This window comes from Priestia sp. ABM2_011 (genome assembly GCF_056158845.1).
The window spans coordinates 3,906,888-3,929,938 of the sequence record NZ_JBSWUB010000001.1 but is presented as its reverse complement, the minus strand read 5'-3'; the positions used below and the strand labels follow the sequence as shown (position 1 = coordinate 3,929,938).

The 23,051-nt window shown below is 38.8% G+C and carries 24 protein-coding genes; 21 read left to right on the top strand and 3 right to left on the bottom strand.

Going from position 1 to position 23,051, the window contains the following annotated elements:
- Position 1 precedes the first annotated feature (1 nt).
- From dapB to ACXAE4_RS20835, 18 genes are all read left to right on the top strand, one after another.
- On the top strand, positions 2 to 802 hold the full coding sequence (gene dapB, locus ACXAE4_RS20920) for a 4-hydroxy-tetrahydrodipicolinate reductase (RefSeq protein ID WP_013056091.1): 801 nt from the start codon (positions 2 to 4) through the stop codon (positions 800 to 802).
- A gap of 12 nt (positions 803 to 814) precedes the next feature.
- Positions 815 to 1,213, top strand: a complete 399-nt coding sequence (gene mgsA / locus ACXAE4_RS20915) for a methylglyoxal synthase (protein ID WP_033578417.1) — start codon at positions 815 to 817, stop codon at positions 1,211 to 1,213.
- A gap of 10 nt (positions 1,214 to 1,223) precedes the next feature.
- Positions 1,224 to 1,934 carry a bacillithiol biosynthesis deacetylase BshB1 gene (gene bshB1 / locus ACXAE4_RS20910; RefSeq protein WP_028414088.1) on the top strand — a complete coding sequence of 237 codons (711 nt, stop codon included), beginning with the start codon at positions 1,224 to 1,226 and terminating at the stop codon, positions 1,932 to 1,934.
- Positions 1,935 to 3,062 (top strand): N-acetyl-alpha-D-glucosaminyl L-malate synthase BshA, encoded by a 1,128-nt coding sequence (bshA, locus tag ACXAE4_RS20905; protein ID WP_028414087.1) that lies wholly within the window; start codon positions 1,935 to 1,937, stop codon positions 3,060 to 3,062.
- 15 nt (positions 3,063 to 3,077) lie between these two features.
- Positions 3,078 to 4,271: a CCA tRNA nucleotidyltransferase gene (locus ACXAE4_RS20900; RefSeq protein ID WP_033578418.1), complete on the top strand. Its 1,194-nt coding sequence runs from the start codon at positions 3,078 to 3,080 to the stop codon at positions 4,269 to 4,271.
- Complete coding sequence (locus tag ACXAE4_RS20895; protein ID WP_289578826.1) at positions 4,256 to 5,245, top strand: biotin--[acetyl-CoA-carboxylase] ligase; 990 nt, start codon at positions 4,256 to 4,258, stop codon at positions 5,243 to 5,245. The genes ACXAE4_RS20900 and ACXAE4_RS20895 overlap by 16 nt, the downstream gene beginning before the upstream one ends.
- Before the next feature lie 273 nt (positions 5,246 to 5,518).
- Positions 5,519 to 6,352: a 3-methyl-2-oxobutanoate hydroxymethyltransferase gene (gene panB / locus ACXAE4_RS20890; RefSeq protein WP_289578827.1), complete on the top strand. Its 834-nt coding sequence runs from the start codon at positions 5,519 to 5,521 to the stop codon at positions 6,350 to 6,352.
- A gap of 1 nt (position 6,353) precedes the next feature.
- Positions 6,354 to 7,211, top strand: coding sequence for a pantoate--beta-alanine ligase (gene panC / locus ACXAE4_RS20885; RefSeq protein ID WP_033578420.1), 858 nt, complete (start codon positions 6,354 to 6,356; stop codon positions 7,209 to 7,211).
- Positions 7,212 to 7,595 carry an aspartate 1-decarboxylase gene (panD, locus tag ACXAE4_RS20880; RefSeq protein ID WP_028407965.1) on the top strand — a complete coding sequence of 128 codons (384 nt, stop codon included), beginning with the start codon at positions 7,212 to 7,214 and terminating at the stop codon, positions 7,593 to 7,595.
- A gap of 202 nt (positions 7,596 to 7,797) precedes the next feature.
- Entirely contained in the window at positions 7,798 to 10,599 is a 2,802-nt protein-coding gene (gene dinG, locus ACXAE4_RS20875) for an ATP-dependent DNA helicase DinG (protein WP_154989275.1), read from the top strand.
- A gap of 87 nt (positions 10,600 to 10,686) precedes the next feature.
- The gene (locus tag ACXAE4_RS20870; RefSeq protein ID WP_034266850.1) at positions 10,687 to 11,484 is read left to right on the top strand and encodes a ComEC/Rec2 family competence protein; all 798 of its coding nucleotides are present in this window, start codon (positions 10,687 to 10,689) and stop codon (positions 11,482 to 11,484) included.
- A gap of 188 nt (positions 11,485 to 11,672) precedes the next feature.
- The gene (locus tag ACXAE4_RS20865) at positions 11,673 to 11,843 is read left to right on the top strand and encodes a YpmA family protein (protein ID WP_013056102.1); all 171 of its coding nucleotides are present in this window, start codon (positions 11,673 to 11,675) and stop codon (positions 11,841 to 11,843) included.
- Between the two features lie 11 nt (positions 11,844 to 11,854).
- Positions 11,855 to 12,343 (top strand): cell wall elongation regulator TseB-like domain-containing protein, encoded by a 489-nt coding sequence (locus ACXAE4_RS20860; RefSeq protein ID WP_034266853.1) that lies wholly within the window; start codon positions 11,855 to 11,857, stop codon positions 12,341 to 12,343.
- A 132-nt stretch (positions 12,344 to 12,475) separates the two neighbouring features.
- Positions 12,476 to 13,660 carry a pyridoxal phosphate-dependent aminotransferase gene (locus tag ACXAE4_RS20855; RefSeq protein ID WP_013082327.1) on the top strand — a complete coding sequence of 395 codons (1,185 nt, stop codon included), beginning with the start codon at positions 12,476 to 12,478 and terminating at the stop codon, positions 13,658 to 13,660.
- A gap of 155 nt (positions 13,661 to 13,815) precedes the next feature.
- On the top strand, positions 13,816 to 15,108 hold the full coding sequence (gene asnS, locus ACXAE4_RS20850) for an asparagine--tRNA ligase (RefSeq protein ID WP_045293839.1): 1,293 nt from the start codon (positions 13,816 to 13,818) through the stop codon (positions 15,106 to 15,108).
- A 336-nt stretch (positions 15,109 to 15,444) separates the two neighbouring features.
- A complete protein-coding gene (locus tag ACXAE4_RS20845) occupies positions 15,445 to 16,152 on the top strand; it encodes a DnaD domain-containing protein (protein ID WP_016763459.1) in 708 nt (235 codons plus the stop codon).
- 140 nt (positions 16,153 to 16,292) lie between these two features.
- Entirely contained in the window at positions 16,293 to 16,964 is a 672-nt protein-coding gene (gene nth, locus ACXAE4_RS20840) for an endonuclease III (RefSeq protein WP_028414079.1), read from the top strand.
- Positions 16,951 to 17,451 (top strand): YpoC family protein, encoded by a 501-nt coding sequence (locus ACXAE4_RS20835; protein WP_289578828.1) that lies wholly within the window; start codon positions 16,951 to 16,953, stop codon positions 17,449 to 17,451. The genes nth and ACXAE4_RS20835 overlap by 14 nt, the downstream gene beginning before the upstream one ends.
- A gap of 35 nt (positions 17,452 to 17,486) precedes the next feature.
- On the opposite strand, the gene ACXAE4_RS20830 is transcribed toward ACXAE4_RS20835, so the two are convergent.
- Both ACXAE4_RS20830 and recU read right to left on the bottom strand, forming a co-directional pair.
- On the bottom strand, positions 17,487 to 20,312 hold the full coding sequence (locus ACXAE4_RS20830) for a PBP1A family penicillin-binding protein (protein WP_289578829.1): 2,826 nt from the start codon (positions 20,310 to 20,312) through the stop codon (positions 17,487 to 17,489).
- A 63-nt stretch (positions 20,313 to 20,375) separates the two neighbouring features.
- Positions 20,376 to 20,975, bottom strand: a complete 600-nt coding sequence (gene recU / locus ACXAE4_RS20825; protein ID WP_034266860.1) for a Holliday junction resolvase RecU — start codon at positions 20,973 to 20,975, stop codon at positions 20,376 to 20,378.
- A 73-nt stretch (positions 20,976 to 21,048) separates the two neighbouring features.
- Here recU and ACXAE4_RS20820 point away from each other — a divergent pair, with 73 nt between their 5' ends.
- Positions 21,049 to 22,044, top strand: coding sequence for a DUF2515 family protein (locus ACXAE4_RS20820; protein ID WP_475236824.1), 996 nt, complete (start codon positions 21,049 to 21,051; stop codon positions 22,042 to 22,044).
- 11 nt (positions 22,045 to 22,055) lie between these two features.
- Here ACXAE4_RS20820 and ACXAE4_RS20815 read toward each other — a convergent pair whose 3' ends face one another.
- The gene (locus tag ACXAE4_RS20815) at positions 22,056 to 22,157 is read right to left on the bottom strand and encodes a hypothetical protein (protein WP_016763465.1); all 102 of its coding nucleotides are present in this window, start codon (positions 22,155 to 22,157) and stop codon (positions 22,056 to 22,058) included.
- Between the two features lie 227 nt (positions 22,158 to 22,384).
- Between ACXAE4_RS20815 and ACXAE4_RS20810 the strand changes: the two genes are divergently transcribed.
- Positions 22,385 to 22,639, top strand: a complete 255-nt coding sequence (locus tag ACXAE4_RS20810; RefSeq protein ID WP_034266868.1) for a hypothetical protein — start codon at positions 22,385 to 22,387, stop codon at positions 22,637 to 22,639.
- 45 nt (positions 22,640 to 22,684) lie between these two features.
- Positions 22,685 to 23,035, top strand: coding sequence for a YppE family protein (locus ACXAE4_RS20805; protein ID WP_013056113.1), 351 nt, complete (start codon positions 22,685 to 22,687; stop codon positions 23,033 to 23,035).
- Positions 23,036 to 23,051 lie beyond the last annotated feature (16 nt).

Sequence of the window (23,051 nt, the reverse complement as noted above, 5' to 3'; positions counted from 1 at the left end):
AATGGACAAAATTCGAATTGTACTTGCAGGACCAAGAGGTCGTATGGGAAAAGAAGCTGTATTATTAATAGAAGAAACAGAGCATTTTGAATTAGTAGCAGCGGTGGATCGTATCAATGAAGGAAAATACATAAGTGATATTGAAGGAATGCCAAATGTACAAGCGCCGATCTACACGGATATTGAAAAATGTTTTCAAGACGTTAAGGCAGATGTTTTAGTTGATTTGACAACACCTGAAATTGGACGCGTTCATACTAAAACAGCTTTAACATATGGAGTACGACCTGTTGTAGGAACAACTGGCTTTTCAGAAGAAGATTTAAAAGAATTAAAGCAGCTTGCTGAAGAGAAGGAGCTTGGCTGTATTATTGCACCTAATTTTGCGATTGGCGCTATTTTAATGATGAAGTTTTCACAAATGGCAGCTAAATACTTTGATGATGTAGAAATCATTGAAATGCATCATGATCAAAAGTTAGATGCACCATCAGGAACAGGCTTAAAAACAGCGGAGCTGATCAGTGAAGTTCGTGAAGCAAAAAAACAGGGCCACCCTGAGGAAAAAGAATTACTAGAGGGCGCACGCGGTGCAGATTATGAAGGAATCCGCCTACATAGCGTACGTTTGCCAGGACTGATTGCTCACCAAGAAGTGATGTTCGGAGGATTTGGACAAACGTTAAAAATTCGTCATGATTCATACAACCGCGCTTCTTTTATGTCAGGTGTGAAGCTAGCTGTTGACACAGTTATGAACGTAGACACACTTGTATATGGGTTAGAAAATATTATTGACTAAGGAGCGAGAAAAATGAAAATCGCCTTAATTGCACATGATAAAAAGAAAAATGATATGGTACAATTCACAACAGCCTATCAAGCGATTTTACAGGAACATTCGCTGTTCGCAACAGGAACAACAGGAACGCGTATTTCAGAAGCAACAGGTTTGCAGGTTCACCGCTTTCAATCAGGACCGCTTGGAGGAGATCAGGAGATAGGAGCTTTAATTGCTCAAAATGAAATGGATATGGTTATTTTTTTCCGCGATCCGTTAACAGCTCAGCCTCATGAACCTGATATTTCAGCTCTGATGCGTCTATGTGACGTCTATGCGGTTCCTCTTGCAACGAATATGGGAACAGCAGAGATTTTAATTCATGGACTTGAACGAGGCGATTTGCATTGGCGTTCAATTATAAAAAAATAGGGTGAAGATAATGAAAGAAACAATAGATATCCTTGCCTTTGGTGCTCATGCCGATGATGTAGAAATCGGCATGGGTGGAACCATTGCAAGAATGAGTGAACAAGGTTTGAAGGTAGTTATTTGCGATTTGACGCAAGCTGAACTTTCTTCAAACGGAACGGTTGAAATTCGAAAACAAGAAGCGTCTAAAGCAGCTGAAGTCTTAGGTGTTCATGAGCGAATTCATCTGCATTTGCCAGACAGAGGTTTGTTTTTAAAGCCAGAATATATAGCTGAAATTGCATCAGTCATTCGCACGTATCAACCAAGGATTATATTTGCTCCTTATTTTGAAGATCGTCATCCTGATCATGGAAATTGTGCAAAGCTTGTAGAAGAGGCCATGTTTTCCGCTGGCGTTAAAAATTATATAGATGATAAGAAGCAAAAAGCTCATCGTGCGGAGTCTCTATATTTCTATATGATAAATGGATTTCATAAGCCAGATTTTATCGTAGATGTATCAAGCACGTTTCAAAAGAAAGTAGCTAGTCTAGAGGCTTATGAAAGTCAATTTATAAAAACAGCAGATACGTTTGATACGCCGCTCGTAAACGGATATATTGAAACGGTAGAGAGCAGAGAGCGGTTATTTGGCAAAGAAGTCGGGATAGCTTACGGTGAAGGTTTTTTATCTAAAAAACCGATTTTGATGTACGACGATTTAGTAGGTGGAAAATAAATGAAGTTAAAAATTGGTATTACATGTTATGCTTCCGTTGGAGGTTCAGGAGTGGTAGCAACGGAGCTAGGGAAGCTGCTGGCTGAAAAGGGGCACGAAATTCATTTTATTTCCTCTAGCATGCCTTTTAGATTGACGAAAGTATATCCAAATATTTATTTTCACGAAGTAGATGTAAATCAATACTCCGTCTTTAAATACCCTCCGTATGATCTCGCTTTATCCAGTAAAATGGCTGAAGTGGCTAAAAGAGAAAAGCTTGATATTATTCATACGCACTATGCAATCCCCCATGCCGTTTGCGGGATTTTAGCTAAACAAATGGTAGAGCACGAAGTGAAAATTGTGACGACTCTTCATGGAACAGATATTACGGTTCTAGGAGAGGATCCATCGTTAAAAGACTTAATTAAATTTGGAATTGAGAAATCAGATGCAGTGACGGCTGTATCTCAGTCACTTGTTGATCAAACTCACCATTTAATTAGTCCAGATAAAGAAATTGAAACGATGTATAATTTTATTGATGAACGAGTTTATCATAAAAAAGAAGTTCAGTATTTAAAAGCGGAGTATGGCATATTAGAAAATGAAAAAGTCGTTATTCATATTTCAAACTTTCGTCAAGTCAAACGAGTTACAGATATAGTCAAAACATTTGCTATTATTAATGAAAAGCTTCAGTCTAAGCTGCTGCTTGTAGGAGACGGCCCTGAAATGACGGTTGTGTCTCAATTGGTAAAAGAGCTAAATCTTCAAGATTCTGTGTTATTTCTTGGGAAACAAGAAAATGTAGCAGAATTATATTCGATTAGCGATTTAAAACTGTTATTATCTGAAAAAGAAAGCTTTGGGCTTGTACTTTTAGAAGCTATGGCTTGTGGTGTTCCATGCATCGGAACAAATATAGGCGGAATTCCCGAAGTAATTGAACACGAAAAAACAGGATATATTTGCGAAGTTGGAGACGTCGAAGAGGCAGCGAGCAAAGCAATTCAGCTACTTGAAAATGAACAGCTGCATCACCAAATGAGGGAAGCGTCTCTAAGCGCAGTTAATCATAAATTTCATTCAACAGAGATTGTGAGTCAATATGAAAAACTTTATTATAAATTGGTACAGGGTTGAAGAATGGAGGACGTTATGAAAGAACCGTTCATTCATCCGCTTTATATTATTGAAAAACTGGAGACAGCCGGTTACGAAGCGTATTTTGTTGGAGGAGCGGTCCGGGATCTCATTTTAAATCGGACGATTGGAGATATTGATATCGCTACGTCAGCTAGGCCGGAACAAGTGATGGAACTCTTTCCTAAGACGATTCATGTAGGAATCGAGCATGGTACGGTTGTCGTTGTTCATGAGAACGAGACCTATGAGGTGACCACTTTTCGCTCTGAGGGAGAATATGATGATTTTCGTCGTCCCTCGTCCGTTACGTTTATTTCGTCTCTGATAGAAGATTTGCAGCGTCGCGATTTTACAATTAATGCAATGGCTATGAATGCAAAAGGAGAAATTATTGATCCATTTAATGGAAGGGAAGATTTACGAAACCAGTTAATTCGTACTGTCGGAAATGCTAAAGAACGCTTTCATGAAGATGCTCTTCGTATGATGAGAGCCGTTCGCTTTGTCAGTCAGCTGGCGTTTTCGCTGTCTGATCAAACTAAAAGAGCCATTCAGCAATACGGTGAACTACTGAGGCATGTTTCTATTGAACGCATTACAGTTGAATTCGAAAAAATGCTGAGCGGAAAGCGGCCGTCTTTAGCATTAGCACTTGTAGCAGATACGGAGCTGTATCGCTACTTGCCCGAATTGAATGTAGATCCGCAAAAATTCCGATCTGTTTGTGCACATGATTGGATGATGCTTCAGCGAGTATCGGAGTCATGGACACTTCTTGTACATCTGCTCGACATTCAAGACAAGCAGGCATTTTTTAAAAGCTGGAAATTATCTAATAAGCAAATTAAAGATATTCAGCTTCAGTCTATTGGTCTTCGGGACGTTTTGGAAAATGGATGGTCAAAACGCATCATGTATACAATTGGAGAGCAGGCCAGCGTGAGCGTGAATCGTATTTTACAACTTCTTCGAAGCAATGAGTATATGAATGAACATGAGCTTCTTTACATCTATAGCGAGCTGCCTATTCATTCTTTAAAAGATTTAGATATAAATGGTCAAGATCTTTTAGTGTGGACAGGTAAAAAGGGTGGTCCATGGGTGTCTCAACTATTAAAAGAAATTGAGGAGAAAGTTCTATACAATGAGTTAATGAACACGAAATCTTCAATAAGAAAGTGGGTGCAGTCTTGCAGTCAGATATAAGAAGAACGCTGCTTGAAATGTTTACGAACGCAGATGGGGACTATGTGTCCGGCCAAAAGATCAGCGATTTATTAGGATGTTCAAGAACAGCTGTATGGAAGCATATCGAAGAGCTGCGAAAAGACGGCTATGAACTTGAAGCTGTTCGTAAAAAAGGCTATCGCATTGTTGGGAAGCCGAACAAAGTAAGCAGCAACGAGCTTTTATTAGGGCTTCAGACAACAAAAATCGGCCAGTATATTCACTATAAGGAAAGCGTGCATTCTACTCAAAAAATTGCTCATCGAATTGCTCAAGAAGGAGCAAAAGAAGGAACGGTCGTAGTTGCTGAAGAGCAAACGGCAGGAAGAGGAAGACTTGATAGAGCGTGGTACTCCCCAAAATATACTGGTGCCTGGATGAGTATTATACTGCGTCCTTCTATCCCTCCGCAGCAGGCTCCTCAGCTGACTTTACTATCAGCAGTCGCTGTTGTACAGGCCATTCAAGAAGTGACGAACCTTTCTCCAGACATTAAATGGCCGAATGATGTTTTATTAAATGGGAAGAAGCTAGTTGGGATTTTAACGGAAATGCAGGCTGATTTTGACCGAATTCATTCGGTCATCATTGGAATCGGCATCAATGTGAATCAGCAGGAAACGGATTTTAATGAACAAATCAAACACATTGCCACATCTTTACGTATTGAAAAAGGTGAAGAAATTAATCGTGCCGCTTTGATGCAAGCGTTTTTCTTGAAGTTAGAAACCCTTTATGAAGAATACTTAAAAAATGGCTTTGGTTTAATTAAAGTTCTTTGGGAAACGTATGCAATCAGTATTGGAAAGCGAATTATAGCACGGACGATGACAGCCAACATTGAAGGCTTCGCAAAAGGTATAACAGATGAAGGCGTTTTATTGATTGAAGACGATGAAGGTGTTATACACCGAATTCATTCTGCAGATATTGAGCTCTCTACTAAAAAATAGTAGAAAAATAAAGAAATTTTTATTATAATACGAGTATCAAGGTAGTATCGAAAGAACTTCACTTGATACTCGTTTGTTTATTTTTAATATGACAATAAATCTGCCTTGATCCATTAAGGACTAGGACAGAGGGATGACGCGTAGGTAAGCACATTAGGTAAAGTGTGCTTTTTATAGATGAAGTCTGTCAAAGTCCTTCTTCCTTTTATAGGTAGAAGGGCTTTTTTGTGTGCAGACGTGCGCTCATCTCCTCTGAGAAGGAGGAGAAAGTTAGTGAAAACAAAATTAGATTTTTTACGTATGAAACAAAACAATGAACCAATTGTGATGCTGACTGCGTACGATTATCCGTCAGCTAAGTACGCTGAAGAAGCAGGCGTAGACATGATTTTAGTAGGCGACTCTCTAGGAATGGTCGTTTTAGGATATGACTCTACGATTCCTGTAACGGTAGATGATATGATTCATCATACAAAAGCGGTTAAAAGAGGGGCTAGTGATACATTTATCGTCACCGACATGCCGTTTATGTCCTATCACGTGTCGAAAGAAGACACGATGAAAAATGCTGCTCGCATTATGCAGGAAAGCGGAGCTCATGCTTTAAAAGTAGAAGGTGCAAACGATGTTCTCTATACAATTTCAGAATTGACGCAAGCTGGTATTCCGGCTGTTGCACATCTCGGGTTAACACCTCAGTCTGTCGGTGTTCTGGGCGGTTATAAAGTGCAAGGGAAAGAAGCGAAAGAAGCCAAACAGCTAATCCAAGACGCAATCAAGTGTGAGCAGGCGGGAGCTATTGCTGTTGTATTAGAGTGTGTTCCTAAACAAGTAGCAAAGCAAGTAGCTGAACGCTTAAGCATTCCAACAATCGGAATCGGAGCAGGAGCTGAGACGGATGGTCAAGTACTTGTATACCACGATGTATTAACGTACGGCGTAGAGCGTGTGCCCAAATTTGTTCAGTCATTTGCGAACATAAATGAGCCTATTTTACAAGGGCTTTCTCAGTATGTAAGTGAAGTGAAAAAAAGAGAGTTTCCGAAAGAAGCACATACTTTTTCAATGAAAGAAGAGCAGTTAACGGCACTGTACGGAGGGAAATAAGATGAAAGTCATTACAACAATTAAAGACATGCAGCAGGAGATGAAAAAAGAAAAGCAGCTTGGACGTTCAATTGGATTTGTCCCGACGATGGGCTATTTGCATGAAGGCCATGCTACTCTGCTTGGAGCAGCTCGCACAGAAAATGAAGTAGTGGCGCTAAGTATTTTTGTGAACCCGACTCAATTTGGACCAAATGAAGATTTTGATACGTATCCAAGAGATTTTGAGCGCGATGAGCGCGTGGCAAAAGAAGCTAACGTCGACTATTTATTTTATCCTTCAGTAGAGGAAATGTATAAGTCAAGCCGTTCAGTTGCTATAACCGTGAGAGATCGTGTAGACGTATTGTGTGGACAGAAGCGCCCTGGTCATTTTGACGGAGTAGCCACGGTACTAACAAAGCTTTTTCACATTGTAACCCCAGATCGTGCATACTTTGGTAAAAAAGATGCGCAGCAAGTTGCTGTAGTAGATGGTTTAATTGAAGATTTTAATTTCCCGGTGGAGCTTAGAGCAGTAGATACGGTGAGAGAAGCAGATGGATTAGCTAAAAGTTCTCGTAACGTATATTTAACAGATAAAGAAAGAGAAGAGGCACCTGTTTTGTTTAAGAGTTTACAAAGCGCTCTGCAGCTTCTTGAAGGCGGAGAGAAGCAAGTAGAAATCATTAAAGGGACCATTCGAAAAGAAATTGAGCAACATACGAGCGGTAAAGTGGATTATATCGAGGTTTATACGTATCCAGAGCTAAAACCAATTAAGAAAGCCGCTGGAAAAATCATTATCGCTTTAGCTGTTCAATTCTCTAAAGCTCGTTTAATTGATAATGTAATTGTAGACGTACAGGGGGATAACTAAATGTTTCGCACGATGATGAACGCTAAAATACACAGAGCTCATGTCACTGAAGCCAACTTAAATTATGTTGGCAGCATCACCATTGATGAAGATATTATCGACGCAGTAGGAATCGCAGCAAACGAAAAAGTCCAAATTGTAAACAATAATAACGGAGCTCGCTTGGAAACGTACGTGATTCCCGGCGAACGAGGGAGCGGCGTAGTTTGTTTAAATGGAGCTGCTGCAAGACTCGTGCAGCCTGGAGATATCGTCATCATTATCTCTTATGCGCTCGTAGCAAATGAAGAAGTAGCTCACCATCATCCAACCGTAGCGATTATGAATGAGCAGAATAAAATCCAACAATTGCTTAAACAAGAACCAGCTGGTACAATTCTATAAGAACAGTCCCCCTTTATGAGGGGGATTTTTATTTGAATACATACGCTAGTAAGTGAACGGTATAAACCTCTATACACACTAAAGTAAAACTTCTATGTATGAAAGCCTCTCTGTTTTTCACGAGAAGGAGTTGCGCTTTTAAAGCATATAGAGCAGGCTTTCACTTTATACTATAAAAAGACAGACTTGCGAGGTGTTGACCGTGAATAAACGCTTTGTTGTGGTAGATCTTGAAACGACGGGACATTCTCCAAAACAAGGAGATAAAATGATTCAATTTGCTGCTGTCATAGTAGAAGACGGCAAAATTGTTGAACGTTTTTCTAGTTTTTTAAATCCTGGTATGGATATTCCGCCTTTTATTACACAACTAACTAACATTCAAAATGATATGGTGAAAGATGCGCCTTTATTTGAAGAAATTTCACCTAAAATTATAGAATTGCTAGATGATGCTTATTTTGTTGCACATAATGTGGCATTTGATTTAACTTTTTTACAAGAAGAACTCTATCAGTGCGGGATGGAGACGCTTTATAATTCAACCGTAGATACCGTCGAACTGGCCCGGATTCTGCTGCCTACAGTTGATGGGTACAAACTTAGTCAATTAGCTGAGTATTTACATATTGAACATGAAAACCCTCATCAAGCAGATAGTGATGCAGAAGTAACGGCACGTATTTTACTTTTACTAATTGAAAAATTAAAGAAGCTCCCTTTAACAACCTTGAAGCAGCTATACGCGCTAAGCTTACACTTTAAAAGTGAAATTGGAGAACTGATTCAACAAGTTATAGATGATAAAAGTTATGCCGAGGATGATTCTTATGAATTTATACACGGCATTGCGCTAAACAAATATCAGCCGCATTCAGCTAATGAAAAGCAGCACTCTCATACTTACGAAATATTTGAAACTGAAAAGCAAAAGCTGTTCCATCAGGCTCTGCCATTGTTTGAAGAACGAAAAGGGCAGTGGGAGATGATGAACTTTGTACAAGAGTGCTTTGCAGGCAACGAGCATGCTTTAATTGAAGCGGGGACCGGTATTGGTAAAACCTACGCTTATTTAGTTCCTGCCGTGTTTTATGCTTCTGTTCATCACCACCCAGTCATCATCTCAACTAACACGGTAACGCTTCAGCAGCAAATCGTCGAAAAAGATGTGCCCATTTTAGAAAAGATTGTTCCGTTTCCTGTCACAGCAGCTGTTTTAAAAGGAAGAGAACATTACATTAGTATAAGAAAATTCATTCAGCTCTTAAAAGAACGAAATAATAATTACGATGCGATCCTCACAAAAGCGAAGCTGCTTATTTGGCTGACCGAAACGGAAACGGGCGACAGCGATGAAATAAACCTGCCTTCTGGGGGTAAACTTTTTTGGGAACAGCTAAATGAAAGCAATCCGTCTCCAAGTGACTTTAAGCATCCTTGGAAGCTTTATTCTTTTTATGAACGAGCGCAGAACAGAGCGCAAAATGCCCATATAGTAGTGACAAATCATCGCTTGCTGTTGATGGATGTGATGAGTAATCATGAGCTGCTACCTGATTATGAACAAATTATTATTGACGAGGCTCATCACTTAGAAGACATTGCCGGAGAAGAACTGGGAGAGCGCTTAGATTATTTTGCGGTTCATGCGCTATTAAACCGAATCGGAACCATTCAAGACAAAGGGCTGTTAAAAAAAGTTCACCATACGCTTGTAAAATATAGCATCGAGCTTAACACTGAATTTCTTCAAAATCTGTTTGTGCAGCTTCATTCGGAGTGCGATGACTTATTTCGTTTGATTCATTCTTTTGTTCAAAAAAGAACAGGCAATCAGCAGGGCGAGATTGGAAGGAGCAGCTATCGGTATAAAGTGGAAAAAGAGCATGGGCATTACTGGACGGCTATTCAAGAAGCAGCGTCGCGCATTCGTTTTTTAATTCACGATCTTTTTACATGGAATGATGGGGCAAGACATTCCTTTGACGATCTATATGACAAAGCCACAAAAAATGAACAGTCATCTCTTCATGAATTTCAAACGGCTGTTAAAGGATTTGAGCATATATCTCAGCAAATAGAAAAGCTTTTGTTCAAACAGCAGAGCAATTACGTAACGTGGTTTGAAATTGAACCAAAAGGAGCAGCAAATGCTACGTATATCTATAGTCAGCCTACTTCCATTGCCGATACGCTGGCTGATGAATTTTTCGCTAAGAAACAAAGCGTTATTTTAACATCGGCTACATTGACGGTGAATGGAACATTTGATTATTTAATTCAAGAGCTAGGGTTATATGACTTTCAGCCTGCTCAACTCATTCTTCCTTCCGAGTTTGATTACGAGAAGCAAGCTAGAGTCTATATTCCTCAGGATATGCCTGCTGTTAACGAAGTATCATTATATGAGTATAGCGCTATGATGGCAGAAAGTATTCTTGACGTAGCCAAAGTAACAAATGGCCGTATGCTGGTGCTTTTTACTTCATATGACATGTTGAAAGCTACATATGGTTATTTGAAAGAGTTAAACGATCTTGAAGAGTTTGTCCTGCTTGGTCAAGGAGTCACAACTAGAAATCGCAATAGACTGTTAAAAGACTTCAGTCAATTTGAGCATTCCATTCTTTTGGGTACAAACAGTCTGTGGGAAGGAATTGATTTGCCAGGAGATTTATTATCATGTCTCGTAATAGTCAGACTTCCTTTTTCATCTCCAAATCAACCTCTGTTGACAGCTAAATTTGAGCAGATGAAAAAAGAAGGGAAAAGTCCCTTTATGAATTATTCACTTCCTCAAGCCGTTATCCGTTTTAAACAAGGATTTGGACGGTTGATTCGTTCAAAAAGTGACCGGGGAGCTATATTTATTTTTGATAATCGTATTACGCGAACAGCATATGGATACCATTTCCTTCACTCGCTTCCAAAAGTCCAGGTTGTTCAAAAAACGTTTTCAAATATCTTACTGGACTACAAAGAATGGTGGAATGAAAAGACTTGAGCATAGCTTAAGTCTTTTTTTATGCATACTGTTTCTTCACTTGAGAGACGATAGTAATATACTATGATAAGCAAATGAGGACAGTGTATGATTAAAATATTGCTAAGTGCTGTACTGTTTTTTAGTTTTATGACCTGTTCGGTTTCAGCAGCCGTCATTAAAAACGTAGATTTTGGTTTGCAAGCTGATGAAGTAGTGATCACCTTTCTGCCTCTTTCAGATGGAGAAGCAAGTCTGATTCAAGACGGAAGCGGTGAGGCGATTTTAGTAAATACCGGGAGTGCATCTTCCTATCCCGAGCTAAACAAGTGGCTGCAGCGATATAAAGTAAAAAAAATCAACCAATTAATAATTACGAAACAGCAAAAGTACTATGATTCAAATGTTCAGCGAGCTGTGAAGGATTATCATATAAAGCGTATTATTGTGCCGGCTCAGTACCAGGCGGAATTTCAAACAGAGAAGTGGAAAGAAAATGATTTATTTCAGTTAACGGATAATATACACGTTGATGTCTTGCATGCATCGAAGCAAAAAACAGCGGCTATGGATCTATTATTCACGATTGGAGAGCACCGAGTTCTATATGCCATGAGCGGCTCAGATGAAGTAGAGGAAAAGTTTTTACGCATTCCCCTTACTCATGTAGATATATTGAAAATTCCTAATTTTGGAGAGGGAACGTTTTTTTCGAATACATTTTTGAAGCAATTAGATATACAGCTTGCCGTTTCGTTTACGAAACCAGGGCGTTCCTATTCCCCTCGACTGCTTTCAAATTTAACAGCTGAATGGATTGAATTATATGACGTAAGAGAGGGGAGCGCTTACTCTATTAAAATGTCGCTAAAATCCTATGATGTGATGAAATTTTCTGCAAAATAAACAAATTTCCTTTTGCAAAAAGAGGTAAATTCCTTATAATATTATATATGTTTACTTATTTATTCGGTTTTTACGCAAAACGTACGGGCTGGATTGATGAGTGAAAAAGATGACGATGGTTTTTGATACCTGTTATAATACGGATATCGTCATTTTTGCGTCGTGATAGACGAGCTAGGAGGTTTACAATGGAAAGCAGGATTGAAGTATTATCAACTGTCCGCGTGGAAAATTCCTCGGATTTATATAAAATTGTTGATAGTTTGAATCGCACGTTGAAAAAGCAAGATTTGATGTTCGGATTAGCGTTAGATGAAGAAGATCAAAGCAAAGCTGTATTTACAATTTATCGTACATAAGTAGGGATTTTATGAAAAAGTTAATTATTGTAGCGGTAGCTGCTGTGCTTTTAATTATCGGAGGCATTTCTTTTAGCATTTATCACTCGTCTGTGAAGGATGTTCAGTCTGCTGAGGAAAAAGCAGCATCCCAAGCAAAAAAAGAATTTAATTTGAAATCTGTCACAAGCACCCAGCCATATTTCGGCAATCATGCATTTTATGTAGTAGAAGGTACAAACCGAAGCAATCAAAAGGTAATTGCTTGGGTGCCTAAAAGCAAAAAACAAACAGCTGTTTTAAAGAAAGCAAGCAGCGGGATCACAAAAGAGAAAGCCATTTCCATTGTGAAAAATGATAAAAATCCGCAGGAAATTAAGTCGGTGCGCCTAGGCATTGAAAATAAAAAGCCGCTGTGGGAAGTAACATATGTGGATAAAGATAAGAAACATTTAACATACTATTATCTTGATTTCTCTAGCGGTGAATTTATAAAACGATACAGTTTATCTCAATCATAAATCGTTTATACCATATGAAATGTCATATGTGTCATAATATAAGATTTCAGCGCTTTATGAAAATGAAGCCAATTTTTTATCTATAATCAGCCTGAGGCTGATTATAGCTTTAGTTCATAGGGGGAGATTTTAGTGAAGTTAGCAAAACGTGTATCAGCATTAACGCCATCATCAACATTAGCGATTACAGCAAAAGCGAAAGAATTGAAAGCGGCTGGTCATGATGTGATTGGACTTGGAGCAGGGGAACCTGATTTTAATACGCCGCAGCACATTTTAGAAGCGGCTGTTACAGCAATGAATGATGGTCAGACAAAATATACGCCAGCAGGCGGTCTTGCACCATTAAAAGAAGCGGTAATTGAAAAATTCAAACGCGATCAAGGCCTGACGTATTCACCTTCTGAAATTATTGTTTGTACAGGTGCTAAGCACGCACTGTATACGTTATTTCAAGTTCTGTTAGACGAAGGTGACGAAGTAATTATCCCAACTCCTTACTGGGTAAGTTATCCTGAGCAAGTAAAGTTAGCAGAAGGTACACCAGTATTCGTTGAAGGTTCTGAAAATAACGAATTTAAAATCACGCCTGAACAATTAGAAGCGGCTATTACTGCTAAAACTAAAGCTGTTATTATCAATTCACCAAGCAACCCAACGGGTATGATTTACACAAGAGAAGAGCTTCAAGCTTTAGGAGAAGTTTGCTTGAAGCACGATATTTTTATCGTATCAGATGAAATTTATGAAAAGCTTGTGTATGGTCAAAATGAACATGTATCGATTGCACAGCTTTCACCAGCGTTAAAAGAAAAAACAATTATCATTAACGGTGTTTCTAAGTCACATTCCATGACGGGCTGGCGCATTGGATATGCAGCTGGTGATGCTACAGTTATTAAAGCGATGACAAACCTAGCGAGTCACAGCACGTCAAATCCAACATCTATTGCTCAATATGCAACAATCGCTGCTTATAACGGCACTCAGGAGCCGGTGGAAATGATGCGACAAGCTTTTGAAGAGCGTCTAAACGTGATTCATGAAAAGCTGATTAACATTCCAGGGTTCTCATGCTTAAAACCACAGGGTGCTTTCTACTTATTCCCTAATGCAATTGAAGCTGCAAAGTTAACTGGCTTTGATACAGTTGATGCATGGGTAGAAGCTATTTTAGAAGAAGAGAAGGTAGCGCTAGTGCCTGGATCAGGATTCGGTTCACCTGAAAACGTACGTCTTTCTTATGCTACATCACTAGATCTGCTAGAAAAGGCATTGGAACGAATTCAATCATTCATGACTCGTCATATGAAATAAAAAAGATTATATTTAAAAACAAAAGAGCCTTTTAGCACAAATCACACGTGTTAGAAGGCTCTTTTTGTTTGTTACTTGTTATTATGTTTGTCGAAATGTATAATAGGATGGCATACATAATTACGAAATGTAAGTTTTTTGGAGGGATATTAATCGTGAAAATTACGATTTCAGAAGCAAGCAAGCATGTAGGAAAAGAAGTAACAATTGGTGCTTGGTTAGCGAATAAACGTTCAAGTGGTAAAATTGCCTTTTTACAGCTGCGCGATGGATCAGGATTCATGCAAGGGGTAGTTGTAAAAGCTGAAGTAGAAGAAGAAACTTTTAAATTAGCTAAATCTATGACGCAAGAATCATCACTATATGTAACAGGTGTGGTACGCGAAGATGAGCGCTCACCGTTTGGCTATGAGTTAACAGTTACAAGCCTTGAAGTTATTCATGAAGCTGTTGATTACCCAATTACGCCAAAAGAACATGGAACAGAGTTCTTAATGGATAACCGTCATTTATGGCTGCGTTCTAAACGTCAACATGCTGTTATGAAGGTTCGTAACGAAATCATTCGTGCAACGTATGAATTCTTTAACGAAAACGGGTTTACAAAAGTAGATCCTCCAATCCTAACAGGAAGTGCTCCTGAAGGAACAACAGAATTATTCCACACGAAATATTTTGACGAAGATGCATATCTTTCTCAAAGTGGACAGCTTTATATGGAAGCAGCGGCAATGGCGCTTGGAAAAGTATTTTCATTCGGTCCAACGTTCCGCGCTGAAAAATCTAAAACACGCCGTCATTTAATTGAGTTTTGGATGATTGAACCAGAGATGGCTTTCTACCAATTCGAAGATAACTTGAAAGTACAGGAAGAGTATGTGTCTCATGTCGTACAGTCTGTTTTAACAAACTGTAAGTTAGAGTTAAATGTACTAGGCCGTGATACATCTAAGTTAGAACAAATTAAAGCGCCATTCCCTCGTATTTCGTACGATGAGGCTCTTAAATTCTTACATGAAAAAGGATTTACAGACATTCAGTGGGGAGATGACTTTGGAGCACCGCATGAAACGGCTATCGCAGAAAGCTATGACAAGCCGGTATTCATTACACACTATCCAACGTCATTAAAACCATTTTATATGCAGCCAGATCCAACAAATGAAGACGTAGTATTATGTGCAGACTTAATCGCACCAGAAGGCTACGGAGAAATCATTGGAGGCTCTGAACGTATTCATGATCAAGAGCTTTTAGCTCAGCGTGTAGAAGAGCACAAATTAGATACAGAAACATACAAGTGGTATTTAGAGCTTCGTAAGTATGGCTCAGTTCCACATTCAGGATTTGGTTTAGGCCTTGAGCGTACAGTAGCATGGATTAGCGGCGTAGAACACGTTCGTGAAACGATTCCATTCCCACGCTTATTAAACCGTTTATACCCGTAAGGAAGTGAAAAAGTATTCTGACTCCTGTAGTCAGGATACTTTTTTAGCTTTTTTTTATGAATCATAAAAAGAAAAGAAAAACGAGGTTTTTACTTATATCACAAGGAAACAACGGCAAACATAGAAGAGAGTCTAACTTAAAAGGGAGTTGCAATTCTCGAAAAAATAAGTTAGTGTAATATTCTTGGAAGGAAGTCATCGTTCGTATATATTTTATATGTGCAGAGCAATGGTACGGTTTCAGCGGAAAGTTTTACATAGAAGCTTTTTTAGCTTCGAATAATTATTACTTTGACTATAAACTTCATGATATACTAACTACTGAGGTGTTCGGATATGAAAAAAGAAACGTTAATTGAATGGTTTGAACAAGGCACAGTTTCAATTCCGAAGCTGCTGTTTAATCACTATAGCGATTTGGGAATGAACGAAACGGAATTCATGACGTTAATGCATATTTATGTTTCCATTGAAGGCGGTGAAGGTTTCCCGACACCTAACGAATTGGCGGCAAAAATGAGTATTTCAAGTGCTGTGTGTATGGATACGCTGCGAGCATTAATTCAGCGCGGCTTTTTATCTATTGAGCAAGATCAACAGCAAAACGCCCTTATTTGTGAACGTTATTCATTAAAACCGCTTTGGGAAAAGCTTATTCATCATATGATGCAAGAAACAAGAGAAGTAGAAAAAAGCGAAGAAGAACAAGAAGAGCTTAATTTATATACAATGTTTGAAAAAGAGTTTGGCAGAGCATTGTCTCCGTTTGAATGCGAAACGCTAGCGATGTGGATTGATCAAGATCATCATGATCCCATTATTATTAAAGCGGCACTAAGAGAGTCGGTGATGTCTGGAAAATTAAACTTCCGGTATATTGATCGTATTTTATTTGAATGGAAGAAAAATGGCATTCAGACCATTGATCAAGCCCGCAAGCATAGCCAAAAATTTCGTCAAAATCAACAGCCCAAAAAACTATCTTCTGTTAACCCTTCTCAGTCTACATCAGCCATTCCTTTTTTTAACTGGCTAGAGCAATGACAGGATAAAAAGCTGCTTCAAGATCTAAGTAATTGAATCTTGAAGCAGCTTTTTTAAAAGAGTATGGACAAAAGTAGCATTTGACAGGAACCCTATTGTAAAATAGGAGGGAACTATCTGTAAGAAGAAGGAGAACTAGTATGTTAACGTTAAAACAAATCAGACAGTGCCTAGATGCTATGGCAGAAATGTTTCCTGACGCCCACTGTGAGTTGAATCATCGGAATCCCTTTGATTTAGTCATTGCTGTGGCGCTATCTGCTCAGTGCACAGATGCTTTAGTCAACCGCGTAACAGCGGATTTATTCAAGAAATATCAAACGCCTGAAGACTATTTAGCCGTTTCGTTAGAAGAGCTGCAGCAAGATATTAGATCAATTGGCTTATATAGAAATAAAGCTAAAAACATTCAAAAGCTCTGCCGTATGCTCATTGATGAATACGGAGGAGAAGTTCCGAAAGATCGTGATGAGCTGACCAATCTTCCGGGAGTAGGGCGTAAGACGGCTAATGTTGTTGTATCCGTAGCTTTTGGAGTACCGTCAATAGCCGTAGACACGCATGTAGAACGTGTAAGTAAACGCCTTGGGATTTGCAGGTGGAAAGATTCAGTTTTAGAAGTAGAAAAAACGCTGATGAGAAAAATTCCGAAAGATGAATGGTCCGTTACGCATCATCGACTTATCTTTTTTGGACGCTATCACTGTAAAGCACAGTCTCCTCAATGTCATGTCTGCCCGCTTCTTGATCTTTGCCGAGAAGGAAAGAAACGAATGAAAGGAAAAGAGAAGAAGACAGATGTTACCGATTGAAGTGCCGTCACATTTCATATGCGAACCATTTTATTCAAAAGAAGATCGGGTTCTTGAATTAGATACAAAAAATGGAAGAAATTATTTTGCTTATGATATTTTATACGATGTACATAAAGAAACGAAAACACCTTGGAGGGATGTTCAAAAGAACATACGGCCATTTTTTGAAAAGTGGGAAACTCAAAGGGAAGAACTGCATACGCTTTTTTCTCAGCGGAAAGCAAAAGAAGCAGCGCCTTGTATGAAACAAGCTGCTGCTATGTATATTAGTTTACTGTTTTGGATTAATGGACAGCCCGTTCGGCGTTTAAATCAGCTGCAAGAAGACATAGCGGACCTAATCTATAAGCCTATTAACTGTGCTGAGAGGCTTCTATTTTTGCTGCAGCGAGTTTCTTCTTATCAAGCGTATATTCAGCTGACAGAATTATTTAATGAGTTGCGTAAGCAGTATGCAAAAATGCTTATTCTTCACAAGAAATAAAGCCCCTACACGTGTAGGGGCTTTTTACTGCTGCGTTAATTTTCAGTTGTTGGCTCTTGCTGCGGTGTAGCAGGTGTTGACGGCGTCGATGGTGTAGCAGGAGTTTGTGGTGTTTGACTTCCTGAGTCACTTCCACCGTTGTCTGCTGGAGGAGGAGTTGTGCCTCCGTTATTATTGTTGTTGTTGCTGCTATTACCATCGTTAGCATTGCCGCTATCGTTATTGTTATTATCGGTATTTCCGCTATTGTTACCGCCGCTATTGCTGCCATTATTGCTGTTTTGATTATCATCCGGCTGAGTAGATGAATCGTCACCTTGATCAGAGCCGTTGTTTTGATCAGTGTTGCTATTGTCTTCATTTTGATTATCGTCCGTTGTTCCGTCATCTTCAGGCTTAGTAGAATTATCTTCGGTAGCTTGATCTGATGAATCAGGAACTTTTACAGAAGAACTAGCGCTTTGGCCCGTATTTGTTGTTACGGTGAAACTATACGTTGAGCCTGGTGCTGGATTGGAAATTGTTTTTCCACCGGCTCCTGCGCCAGATGCGAGTTGTTCAGAACCGTTAGGAGAAGACATTGTGACTGTAAAGGTCGTATCACTGGCTGCGTTTGACGCTGACCAGTTAACTGAAATTGCTCCTCCGCTATACGAAGCAGTAATTTTTGGCTTCACATCTTTATTGTCTTTTTTCTCTTTTTTGTCCTCTTTTTTATCTTCTTTCTTTTCTTCTTTTTCTTTCTTCACAAACGTTTGAGATACTTTTGTCGGTGCAGTACCGCGCACAAAGTATTCTTTTGTAATTAAGCTAGAAGGAGTAGAGCCGCTTGGGCGTTTTAAGTCTTTGCCCGTTGGTTTTTCCACGGAACGTTCAACTACGCTGTCCGGCTGCTTGAAACTTCCTTTAGGTTTGCCTTCAGAAATATGAGTAATAACATGCTTAAAGATATTTTTTGCCATGCCTGTTTCATTAGGACTTAAAATATAGCCGTCTTTAGCAGTTTCATAGCCTGTCCATACGGAAATCGTATAGTTTGGCGTAAATCCATTAAACCAAACGTCTTTTTCACCAGCGTCTGGAATGTTGTATCGTTTTTTCTCGTCAGCACTAAAGTTCGAAGTTCCTGTTTTACCCGCAATTTCTAATCCTGGTGTACGAACAGCACGAGCTGTACCATAGGATTCGTTTACAACAGATTTCATCATGTCCGTCATCATAAACGCCGTGTAATCTTGCATTGCGCGTTTTGGTTTTGGCGTTAAATCAATTTCTGTTCCATCAGGGAATTTTACCTTTGTCACTGTATGCGGTGCATTGTACATACCTTCATTTGCAAAAGCACTATAGGCTCCAGCCATTTGCAGAGGTGTAACACCTGTACGGAAGCCTCCGATAGAATAAGATTCAGAATAAGCTTCGCCGTCTTCTTCATCTAATTTTAGCCCAAGGCCCGTAGCGAACTCTTTTGCTTTGTCAGCACCGGTTGCTTGAAACGCTTTTAAAGCAGGGATGTTCAGTGAGCGTCCTAAAGCTTCACGCGCTGAAACCCACCCTTTATAGTTGCGTCCAAAATTTCGGATTGGCGTGCCGTTTGAATAATGATATTCTTCATCTTTTATCGGTTGTCCAGTAGACCACTTTAAGTTCTCAATCGCTGGACCGTAATCTAAGATCGGCTTAATTGTTGAGCCGGGCTGGCGTCTCATATTTGTTGCAAAGTTCAAGCCGCCTGACACACGGTTACGTCCGCCTCCAATTGCTTGAATACCGCCTGTTTCATTATCTACAACGACAAGACCTGCTTGGAATTTATCGTTCGGGAAGTTGACTACTTTGTTATTCATCACATCATCCACATAGTCCTGAGCATTCGTGTCAAGCGTTGTATAAATTTCTAAGCCCGCAGAAAATGGATCCGCGTCTGTTTTCTTTTTTACTTCCTCGATTACTTGATCAATAAATACATCGTACTTAGATGTTGATTCAGTTTGTTTAGCTAAGTGAGCCTGTACATCTACTTGTTTTGCTTTGTCGGCCTCGGCTTGTGTAATGAAGCCGTTTTTAGCCATTAAGTTTAATACTGTGTTACGGCGTTTAGTAGCATTCTCTGGGTTTGTAACTGGGTTATAAGTAGTTGGCGCTTTTGGTAAGCCTGCCAACATAGCAGCTTCATCAAGAGTTAAATCTTTTACGCTTTTAACTCCGTAAAATTTCTCAGCTGCTCGTTCAATACCGTATACTTCACCTGATGCGAAATATATTTTGTTTAAATACATTTCAAGAATTTGTTGCTTCGAATATTTGCGCTCAAGCTGGTAAGCTAACCACATTTCTTGTACTTTACGTTTAACCGTCTTCTTTGGTGATAAGAACGAATTCTTAACCACTTGCTGAGTAATCGTACTACCGCCCTCAGCACCGAAGCCGTTTTTAAAGTTCGCCATTAATGCTCCGCCAATACGGTAAAAGTCGACGCCGTGATGTTTATAAAAACGAACGTCTTCCGTAGCGATAAATGCGTTTTTGACGACTTGAGGGATTTCATCGTATTGCACATATGTACGTTTTTGAGCTCCAATTTCTTTTACAACTGTTTTTCCATCGTTTGCATATACTTTAGATGAAAAAGAGTTTTTTAATACCGAGTCATCAACTTTTGGAGCATCGCTTATCATAGCAAAAAAAGTTCCCACTCCGGCAATGAGCCCGATGATTCCTATCAGTAAAACTGCGGCAACAATTTTACGAAATAGGCCTCCTTTTTTCTTCTTTTTCGGTTTTCCTTGAGATTTACCTTCTGGTTTGTTGTCATTCATAGCTCTTCGTCGTTCTTCACGAGAGCGATAATTATCTGACATAAAAACTCCTACCTTTCAACGCATTGTAAGAGAATGATTTCCGTAAACATATATATCATACTCTTAAAAGTATAATTTATCTATAGTTTTTATGTAATCGATTCTCGGATGGTAACCAAGTTCGATGAAATGTCCTTTTTTTTCAATATCTGCCTTAGGGATTGATTTTCGTCCATCTTTTTTCATGGCATCCCAATAAGGAAAAAGGAACTGTGCTTCGAACAAGTATATTTCTTGTAAAGTAGAGAACATTAATATAACGAAACAAACCCCGTTTTGTTTCACAATTTGCTTCATATGTTCAATTTGATGTTCATGAAAATTACGCAGAGGAAATGAGGTTTTATTTCTCGTTTCTTTTGCTTCAAAGTCAAGGTGTTTTCCTTTATAGATTCCATTATAGTCTGTAGTAGAAGCCTGCTTAAAATAAGCTTCTTTGATAACAGCGGCACTTCTCTTCGGATAGTCTACTTTTACAATTTGAACAGGGGTTGGTTTTTTGTGAACAATGGCTATTCCTTTTGAAACATAGTATTCGTTTGTTTCGTTTAAATCGTCCTCCAGCGTCATACCACGATTGCTATAGCTAGCTTCTAGCTTTTTAGGGGAAGGACTGCTGGTATTCAATGGCTTATAGGCCTTTCCGTTAGGATAGCGAATCATAACCATCACTCCTTTAGTGTAAATCTATTAAACAAACAAATTCTATTATACCAAATCCTACAAATAAAAATAGATGAAAGAAGATGAAGAGATGTCACTCAATAGTTCGGAACAAGCGCTGTTGACGGCGATTAATAAAACAACAGACAAGCTGAATATTGATAATATATCAAGAACCCAAGCTTATGCAACTTTTTATCATAGATATCCTGAAGTAAAGTGGGCATTTCTCGCAAGTATGGTATCGCGCAACGCAGGGTGGAATATGTGTGATTTGCAAGGAGAACCAATGAAAAAAGCGTTATCAAAGCAAACGCGCGATTTATTATTTTTGACGTATGAAAGAGCAAATTGGCTTATTTTTAAAGATGCCTTCCCGCAATTACTATTGTATGCTGTTTCGCGTAAAAAACATGTCTCTTACGTTCATTTACTTCCCTATTTAAATGTTTCATCTTTTATCGAAGAAAAGTGGAGGCAATTTATGCAGAAACCTTCTGAACTGCAGCTTATTCATGCGTTAATTGTAAATGAGCAGCACGTTATTCAAAAGCCCGTTATTGAACAGCCTTTTTATCAAGATAGAGTATTTAAAAGTATGCTGTTTTTTTTTCAAGATATATTCCACTTTAGTTCCGTCCTTTTTCCTACTACAAAAGGGGAGCTATACGGTTGTTCTGTTCATGATTTTACAAAAGTAAATAATCGGATTGATTTGGGGAAGAAATTAGCGGCTTTATTATTTCATGAAAAGTATTATCCCTTGTTTTATGAATTTTCTTTGAAAACAAAGCATACGGGTTCGAGATACGATTATGAGCAGTATTTTGTGGATGAAACCAGTTGCTATACACCTGCACTTCGAAAGGTGTATCCGGCTATTAGACATCATGAAAAAAAGAGAGAAGAGTGGTTTTTAACAAAAAAACAGGAACAAAAGCTCATGAAAAAGCCGCCTTTTCCAAAGAAAGTTCATTTTACAAAGTGGTATCTTCAAAAGCAAAAGCAGCTGCATATATTAATGAAAGTAGCGCAAGTAGTTAATGTAAATAAAAACGGTCACAAGTGACCGTTTTGTTCTTAAGTAGAAGGCTGGTTAGGACCGTTTAACTTTTTAGGATCACCGTAGGTTTTTGTTTCAGGCTTATTTTTAGGCTGTGATTTTTGCTGTTTGTTGGCCATATCTAGGCACCTCCTATCATGTTGTAATGAACGTTCAGCAGCAGAATGTATCCACTTAGCTGAAATGTCTATACTAGTGTTTTCAATATGTTCTCTTTCGATTCACCATAAATGAAAATGTCGAAAACATCTTTCTTTGACGAATAGAAACTAGTTTTGTCATGTGTGAAGGGACAATGAATAAAAAAGAGAATACGTTATGCAAAGGAAAATTTGGAGGGATGGCGATGAAACAAAGTATGGTTAAAACAAGCGAAATGATGACTTTATTAGATAGCTTACTAGAGCAAGTAGATCTAGTGGATAAAACGATGTCTACATCTATAAATGAAGCATTTACACATTGTGAAGAAACATATATGGAACAAGTTCATCGCATTGACCAATCGCTGCAAGAAATTGAAGTAACTGTGTATGAAAGCATGCCTTCCGAAACAGAATGGAGTAGAAGACGAAGAGAAATGGTTCTTCATACAGTATAAAGATTGTTTATGTTACAATAGTCATCGTAGAGGTGACGAATAACGATGAATGAAGATGTGAAAAAAAGTACGGAGATCATGTTTCAATATAATGAAGTAGCTGTAGAACGATTAGCGTCTATTCAACAGGAAGAAAATTATGAAGTGAAATTTTTTGAAGAAGTAAAGCCTTATGGAGACATTTTCTTCAAAGAACTTGATGAATGGGCTAGTCTCGTAACGGAATGGCTGAAGAAAGAGCGACCAAAATATATTCATGTTAATCAAGTAGAGACGTTAAAAGAAAATTTACAAAACGTTGTACTACAGTCATTTTATCCCGAGACGCGAGAAAAGCGATTTAAAAAGATGTATCACTCAAATAAGTATGTGCTCGAGTCGATATTGAATAATTAATCCCGGCCTTCCGTTG